This is a genomic window from Roseateles sp. (assembly GCF_046300915.1).
GTDB lineage: Bacteria > Pseudomonadota > Gammaproteobacteria > Burkholderiales > Burkholderiaceae_C > Kinneretia.
Map to the genome: position 1 here is coordinate 1 of NZ_JBKCLH010000237.1, position 8,426 is coordinate 8,426.

General features: G+C 73.1%; 2 protein-coding genes. Both read left to right on the forward strand.

The annotated features are described in order from the left end of the window. A partial coding sequence (locus ACK5F2_RS17845; RefSeq protein ID WP_409867151.1) for a ShlB/FhaC/HecB family hemolysin secretion/activation protein occupies positions 1-1,454 on the forward strand: 1,454 nt, incomplete at its 5' end. Positions 1,455-1,484: 30 nt separating this feature from the next. Next, the coding region (locus tag ACK5F2_RS17850) for a filamentous hemagglutinin N-terminal domain-containing protein (protein WP_409867153.1) at positions 1,485-8,426 on the forward strand (6,942 nt) is incomplete at its 3' end.

An 8,426-nucleotide genomic window follows, 5' to 3' on the forward strand; every position in this document is an offset into this window, starting at 1 on the left:
TCATGCCCTTCATGGGCGAGCGGCGCAGCATTGCCGATGTGGAGGCCGCGCGCGAGGCGCTGGAGAAGCGCTACCAGCAGGCGGGCTTTCTGACCGTGTTCGTGGACGTGCCCGAGCAGCGCGTGGACGGCGGCCTGGTGCGGCTGCGCGTGATCGAGGGGCGGGTGGAGCGCCTGCGCGTGACCGGGGCGCGCTACTTCGACCAGGGCGTGATCCGCGAGCGTGTGCATGAGCTGGCTCCGGGCCGTGTGCCCGACTTCAACGAGGTGCAGCGCCAGCTGGCCGGCCTCAGCCGCGAGGAGCGGCAGATCCAGCCCCTGCTGCGCCCGGGCCTCACGCCGGGGACGGTGGAGGCCGAGCTCAAGGTGGCCGACCAGCTGCCCGCCGGCGTGAGCCTGGAGCTCAACAACCGCCATTCGGCCGATACCAAGCCGCTGCGGGCCAGCCTGAACCTGCGCTACGACAACCTCTGGCAGCGCGAGCACAGCATCGCGCTGAGCCTGATCACCGCGCCCGAGGCGCCCAAGCAGTCCAAGCTGGCGGTGCTCAACTACAGCCTGCCGCTGGGGCGTGGCGAGCGCCATCAGGACCAGCTGCTCACCAGCCTGGTCTGGTCGGACAGCCTGCTCGAACCCCTGGGCGCGACCACGGTGATCGGCAAGGGGGTGACCCTGGGCCTGCGCTGGTCGCGCAGCCTGCAGCTCAGCGACTCGGTGCACAGCCTGAGCCTGGGCGGCGACTACAAGAATGTGCGCGAGCGTCTGCAGTCCGGCGACAGCGCCCTGTCCACGCCGCTGCGCTACCTGCCCCTGCAGCTGAGCTACAGCGGCAGCTGGTTCGAGGGCCGCAACCAGACCAGCTTCACCAGCAGCTTCACCTTCGCGGCGCGCAGCATCCTGCAGCGCGATGTGGACTGCCCCGGCAATATCGGCCCGGTCGATCAGTTCGAGTGCAAGCGCTTCGAGGCCGATGGCAGCTTTGCCCATTGGCGCGGCGACTGGCGCACGAGCCGCAGCCTGCAGCCCTTGGGTCTGCCCGGCAGCCTGGGCCTGCGCCTGGGCTGGCAGATGGCCAGCCAGCCCCTGGTTTCGGGCGAGCAGTTTGCCCTGGGTGGGGCCGAGACGGTGCGCGGCTATCTGGAGTCCGAGGCCACGGGTGACCAGGGCCTGCTGGGCTCGCTGGAGTGGCGCAGCCCCAATCTGGGCGGCGCCAAGAACAGCCTGTGGCGCGAGCTCAGCCTGCTGGCCTTTGTTGATGTGGGCCGGGCCTATGTGCTGTGGCCCCTGCCCGAACAGACCTCGCGCCTGCCCCTGCTGGGCAGCGGTCTGGGCCTGCGGGTCCAGGCGGGCGAGAAATTGCGCGCCGAGCTGGACCTGGCCTGGCCGCAGAAGCCCACCGCGCGCAGCCCCAAGTCCGAGCCCCGTCTGCATGTGCGCCTGAGCGCCCAGCTCTGAGTCCCAGAACCCCTTGCTGTCGTACACGCCATGATCGCCCCCGCCCGCCACCACCTCTCCGTCTCCTCGCACACGCCGCGTGCGATGCGGCCGCTGGTTCTTGCCCTGGTCGCGATCTGGCCCCTGCATTCCCTGCAGGCCCAGCCCGTGGCTGGGGTGCGGCCGCCGGTGCCGGCGCTCAATGCGGTGCCGGTGCCGGCACTCAAGTGGCAGCAGAGCCGGGACACGTATGAAGACGGCACGCGCAGCAGCCTGACGGAGCGCGCCAATGCCCGGGGCGGGGTGGACCAGATCATCGAGCAGCGCCTGGCGCGCGAGATCTACCAATGGCAGCGCTTCGACATCGGCGCGGCCAGCAAGGTCGAGTTTATGCTGCCCAGCGGCGGCGCGGCCCTGAACCGCGTGGACAAGGGCGCGGCGCCCAGCGCCATCTTTGGCACGCTGACCTCCACCGTGCCCAATCCCAACACCGCGGCCGGCCAGCCGGCGCGCATCGTGGGCGGCGATGTCTATCTGCTCAATGCCAACGGCATCCTTTTCGGCAGCGGCGCGCAGGTGAATGTGGGCGCCCTGGTGGCCTCCACGCTCAATGTGGAGAACGAGGACTTTCTCAACGGCCTCACACGCAGCATCAACGGAGCCCAGCGCAGCTTCTGGCGCGACCCCCTGGGACTGCCCGCCACGCAGGAGGGCTCGGGCTTTGTCGAGGTGCAGCCCGGCGCCGAGATCCGCACGCCCAACGGCGGCCGTGTGTTCCTGTTTGCCCAGGAGGTCAAGCAGGCCGGCCGCATCGAGACCCCCGGCGGGCAGACCGTGCTGGCTGCCGGCAGCGAGGTCTATCTGCAGGCGCCCACGGCCGAGAAGCTGTATGCGGCCGAGCACAACGCGGCCGTGCCTGCCCTGCGCGGCCTGCTGGTCGAGGTGGGCGGCGAGGCCGGTCGTGTGGATCAGCTGGGCGAGATCCTGAGCGCCCGGGGCAACACCACCCTGGTGGGCATGGCCGTCAACCAGATGGGCCGCATCAGCGCCAGCACCAGCGTGAGCGAGAACGGCTCCGTCTTCCTGCTGGCGCGCGGCAAGGCCAGCGCCAGCAGCGGCGGGGCGGCCGTCACCAAGCGCGCCAGCGAGGGCGGCAGCCTGGTGCTGGGCAGCAGCAGCCGCATCGAGATCGCGCCCGAGGCCTCCACGGCCACCAGCAGCGACAGCGCGGGCTTCACGCCCTCGCGCATCGAGATGAGCGCGCGCAGCATCAGCCTGCAGGGCAGCGAGGCCGGCAGTGGGAGCACCACTGGGTCCGGTAGTGGCCCCGGCGCCAGCATCGTGGCCCCCGGCGCCAGCGTGCGCCTGCGCGCCGAGACCGTGCCGGTCTACGAGGTGCCGGACACGCCGGGCAGCCATGCCCTGTCCCTGCCCAAGCCCGAGACGCCGCGCTTCGACGCCACGGCCAGCCTCAGCCTGGGGCGTGGCGTGAACATCGATCTCTCCGGCACGCGCGATACCGAGGTCTCGGCGGGCCGCCACTATGTGACGACCGAGCTGCTGGGCGCCAACGATCTGAAGGACGCCCCGCTGCAGAAGGAGGGCCTGCTCTACCGCGCCAAGGTCACGCTGGACATCCGCAAGGACTCCAAGATCCTGGGCAGCCTGCAGAGCTATCGCGATGCCGTGGAACGCAGCGTGCAGGAGCGTCTGTCCGGCGGCGGCAGCCTGATGCTGGAGAGCGCCGGCCTGGTGCAGGCCGATGCCGGCTCGCGCCTGGACCTCTCGGGCGGCCGCATCCGCTACACCGCATCCATCACCCAGCCCAGCCAGCTGCGCGGGGCCGATGGACAGCTCTACGAGCTCAACGAGGCGCCCGCCGATCAGGCCTATGTGGGCCTGTCCAATGCCGTCTATCGCCACTTCGGCCGCTGGGGCGCCGCGCGCAGCTTTGTGCTGGGCCCCAGCCTGGCCCTGTCCGGCTACGAGGAGGGCCAGGCCGCCGGCAGCCTGCGTGTGGCCGGCAGCCAGCTGCGCCTGGACGGCGAGATGCTGGCCCGCACCCTGGTGGGCGAGCGCCAGCGCGAGGGCCTGGACAAGCTGGCCGCGCCCGGCCGCCTGCAGCTGGGTCAGGCCAGCGCCCTGGCCACCGGCGTGCAGCAAAGCCTGCTGTTGGGCAGCCCAGCGCCCGCTGCCGGCGGCACGGGCAGCTGGCTGGATCTGGCGCGTCTGGACGCGTCGGGCTTTGGCCGCTACGCCCTGGCCAGCGATGGCGATATCTCGGTGGAGCAGGCCCTGCGCCTGGCGCCGCGCAGCCAGCTGAGCCTGTTCTCGCGTGGCACCCAGGGCATTCGTCTGGCGGCCGATGTGCAGAGCGCGGGCGGCACGCTCAGCGCCCAGACCGTGGCCCGGCCCGAGCAGGCCGGCAGCCAGGCCGGTGACATCGTGGTGGCGGATGGGGTACGCCTGGATGTGGCGGGTCGCCTGGTCAATCAGGAGCGCGATGGCGTCCAGCCCCAGGCCAGTGCCGAGGGCGGCAGCCTCAGGCTCAACTCCGGGGCGGGTCTGGCCCTGGGGCGCGACACGGTGCTCGATGTCTCGGGCGGCGCCACGGTATCGGGCGCGGGTCGCGTCTCGGCCGGTGCGGCCGGCGCCATCGAGCTGCGCAGCAGCATGGTGGGCGATCAGGCCCAGCGCTTTGATATCGAGGGCGCCCGCCTCTTGGGCCTGGGTCTGGTCCGTGGTGGCAGCTTGAGCCTGCGCGCCGCCGAGGTGCAGATTGGCGGCAGCGGCAGCAGCCTGGCCGAGGCCGGGCGCCTGCAGCTGGGCACGGAATTCTTCTCGCGGGGCGGCTTTGAGCGCCTGGAGATCGATGGGCAGCGCAGCCTGAGCCTGATCGCCGGCAGCGTGCTCAGCCCGCGCCTGCTCAACCACGGCGCCAGCGATCAGCAGCTGCGCCTGGACCCGAGCAGCGGCCAGGCGCGCGCGAGCGGTGCCCTGCTGGCCGAGCTGGGCGCCACACCGCGTGTGCAGGAGGATGCCTTGCGCCGCCCCGTGCATCTGAGCCTGCTGGCCAGCGGTCAAGCCGCGGTGGGTGGTAGCGGCCGGCTGCTGGTGGAGGAGGGTGCCCGCATCAGCCTGGACCCCCTGGCCAGCCTGAACCTGCGGGCCGCCGCGGATCTGCGTGTGGACGGCCAGCTGCAAACGGCCGGCGGTCAGATCAGCCTGAGCCAGAGCGGCGAGACCGCGCAGCAGTCCCAGCGCCTGAGCCTGGGGCGCAATGCCGTGATCGATGTGTCCGGCAGTGTGCTGCCCCTGCCATCCAGCGACGGGCTGCTGCGCGGCCGCGTGCTGGACGGTGGCCAGGTCAGCCTGAGCGCCCTGAGTCTGGACTGGGCGCAGGGCACCCTGATCCGGGCCGATGGTGCCAGCGCGGTGCTGGACGCCACCAGCAGCCGCGGCCCGGCCCTGCCGGAGGGCCGCCAGCTGCTGAGCAGCCATGCCGGCCGGCTGAGCGTGGACCTGTTCAGCAATGCCACGCAGGACAGCCTGCTGGCCGGGCGCTTCGAGGCCCGGGCGGGCAGCGCCGAGCGTGCCCAGGGCAGCTTTGCCCTGAGCGTGGGTCGCCGCAGCGAGACCGTGGCCCTGGCGCACCGCCTGCTGCTGCAAAGCGGCCAAGCCCAGGCCCAGCCCCTGGCGGGTGTGCGTACCGTGCAGCTGGGCACCGAACTCTTCTCGGCTGGCCTGGCCGATCTGAGCCTGAGCAGCCAGGACCGCCTGGTGCTTGGCGGCGATCTCGATCTGCAGCTGGCGCGCCGCCTGCTGCTGGACAGTCCCCAGCTCTTGCTGGAGGGCAATGGCCAGGCGCGACTGAGCGCCGCCAGCGTGGCCCTGGGCAGCAGCAGCGATGCCCGGCCCGGCAGCAGCGCCCCCGGGCGCGGCACCGGCCGCCTCACCCTGCAGGCCAGCGGGTCCAGCCTGGATGTATTCGGACATCAGCAGCTGGGCGGCATGGCCGCGCTTGAGCTGATCAGCGCGGGCGACATGCGCCTGCATGCCCAGAGCAGCGCCGACCCGGCCAAGGCCAATCGCGGCTCGCTCAAGGCCGAGGCCCAGATCACCCTCAGTGCCGCCCAGATCTATGGCAGCAGCGCCAGCCGTTTTGAGCTGGACGCGCTGGGCCAGGACCTGCTGATCACCCGCCCCGAGGGCAGCGCGGCCACGCCCACGACGTCCACTATGCCCACTGCGCCTGCCGCGCCGCTGAGCGCCGGCGCGGCCCTGAGCTTCAAGGCCCGCGAAATCGTGCAGGACGGCCTGCTGCGCGCGCCGCTGGGCAGCCTGAGCCTGCCGGCCAGCGAGCGCCTGCTGCTCACCCCGCGCAGCCAGAGCTCGGTCTCGGGCGAGGGGCTCACGGTCTTCTACGGCAGCACCGTGGGCGGTGAGGGCTGGCAGTACGGCGGCCAGGCCCTCAAGGCCCTGCCGGCCAAGCAGATTGATCTGCAGGCCCCGCGTCTGGAGCTGCAGGCCCAGGGCGCGGCCAAGGCCCGCCTGGATCTGGGCGGTGGTGGCAGCCTGCAGGCCCTGGAATTCGTGGCCGGCCCCGGCGGCTCGCGCGATGTGTTTGCCGAGAGCTTTGACGGCCGCAGCGGCGCTTTTGCCATCGTGCCCGGTCAGACCCTGGCGCCGCTGGACAACCATATGGCCCAGGCCGGCATCGCCGCCGCGCCGGGTCGTGAGCTGGTGCTGGAGCGCGCCCTCGTGCTGGGCGAGCAAGTCCTGGCCCCCGGCCGCTACGCCGTGCTGCCGGCTCGCTATGCCCTGCTGCCCGGCGCCGTGCTGGTGCGGCCCGAGGCGGCCACAGACACGCCGGTGGCCGCCGGCACCGAGCAGCGGCGCGACAACGGCGCCCTGCTGGCCGGCGCACGCCTGGCCAGCACGGGCACGAGCATCGTGGAAGGGCGCCTGGCGGGCTTTGTGTTCACGCCCTCGGCCACGGCCCGCAAGTCCTCCGAGATCCGCAGCCTGGATCTGGATGCCTATCTCAAGACCCAGGCCCAGCGCGACGGCCTGCCGCGGCCGGCCTCCGTGGCCGATGCGGGCCACCTGAATCTGAGCGCCCAGCAGCTGGCCCTGGCGGCCCAGCTGCGCCTGACGGCCGCCGACAAGGGCCAGGCCGGCAGCCTGGCGATTGCGGCCGAGCGGATGCGTGTGGGCGCCAGCGCCGCCGCGCGGCCGGCCGATCTGCCTGCCGACACCCTCTGGCTTGCCGCCGACGAGCTGGCCGCTTCGGGCGCCGGTTCCCTCACCCTGGGCGCCCTGCGCGCGGTGGATGCCAAGGGCCAGAGCCTGGCCGATGTGCGGGCCCGCCAGCTGGATGTGGAGGCGGGCACCCGCTTGCAGGGCTTTGCCGACCTGAAGCTGCTGGCCCGCGAGACCGTGGGCCTGGCTGAGGGTGTGCAGCTGCAGGCCGCCGCTCCCGCGCCGCGGCCGGCGGGCGATGCGGCCGCGCCCACGGTGCAGATCAAGGGCGATGGGGCCTCGCTGCAGCTGAGTGCGGGCGGCGGCGAGACGCTGCTGCGCAGCGAGTCCGGCGCCAGTCCTCAGGGCCGACTGAATCTGGGCCAGAGCGTCCAGCTGGCGGGTGCCAGCCTGGGCCTGGAGGCCGCGGGCCGGCTGGATCTGGGCGCCGATGCGGCCCTGCAGGTGCAGGCCCTGAGCCTGGGCGCCAGCCGCATCCTGATCGGTGAAGGCGCGGCCCCGACCCAGCCGGGCGAGCTGCGCCTGGGCGCCAGCCAGCTCGCGCAGTTCCTGGCGGCCGAGAGCCTGGCCCTGCGCAGCTATGGCGATATCGTCTTCGAGGCCGGTGCCCGTCTGGGCGGCGCCGGCCTGGGCCAGCTGCTGCTGGACGCCCAGCGCCTGAGCGTGCGCGAGGGTGGCGAGGCCAGCGCCAGCGCGGCCCGTCTGAGCCTGAGCAACAGCGGTGCCAGCGCCGCCCAGCCCCTGGAGGGCGGCAGCGCGCGCCTGAGCCTGAATGCCCTGCAGGGCGCCCTGCAGATCGGCCCCGGCAGCGTGCAGCTGCAGGGCCTGGCCGCGGCCGAGCTGCGCTCGGGCAGCGAGATCCGCCTGAGCGGCGCGGGCAGCCTGCAGACGGCCGGTGATCTGAGCCTGAGCGCCCCGCGTCTGGTGGCCGATGCCCAGGCCCGCCAGCAGCTGCAGGCGGGCGGGCTGATGCAGCTGCAGGCCCAGGCGGTGGCCGCCGGTGCGGCACCCGCCGAGGCGGCCGGTGAAGCCGCGCAGATCAGCCTGAGCGCGCGCGAGCTGAGGCAGGGCACGCGCATCGAGCTGCCCTCGGGCCAGCTGCAGCTGCAGGCCCAGGGCGCGCTGCGCTTCGAGCGCGGCTCCCAGACGCTGTTGCAAGGCAGCAGCCATGAGCTGGCGCAGCAGCGCGTCAACACGCCCGGGGGACGTTTGCTGGCCAGCTCGGCCGCCGGGGACATCAGCCTGGCGCCCGAGGCGCGGCTGGATGTCTCGGGCGGCGGCCGCGGTACCGAGCGCGCCGAGGGCGGCGAGTTGCGCCTGTCGGCGGCCCAGGGCCGCCTCGATCTGCAGGGGCAGCTGCGCGGCCAGGAGGCCCGCCTGCTGCTGGACAGCCGCCAGGCCCTGGACCTGGGCGCGCTGGCGGCTCAGCTGGGCGAGGAGGGCGGGCAGTTTGGCGAGCAGATCTCGCTGCGCAACCGCCAGGGCGATCAGCGCCTGCCCGCGGGCGCCGCGCTGCGTGCCCGGCGCCTGGAGCTCTCCGCCGACCAGGGGGCCGTGCAGCTGCAGGGCAGCCTGCGTGCCGAGGCCGAGCGCGGCGCCCTGATCCAGGTGGCCGCCGGCGGCGATCTGCGCCTGATGGCGGGCGCCCAGCTCTTGGCCGCCAACCGCGGCGAGGCGGCCGATGGCGGCGAGATCCGACTGATGAGCAGCGCTGGCCGCATCAGCCTGGAG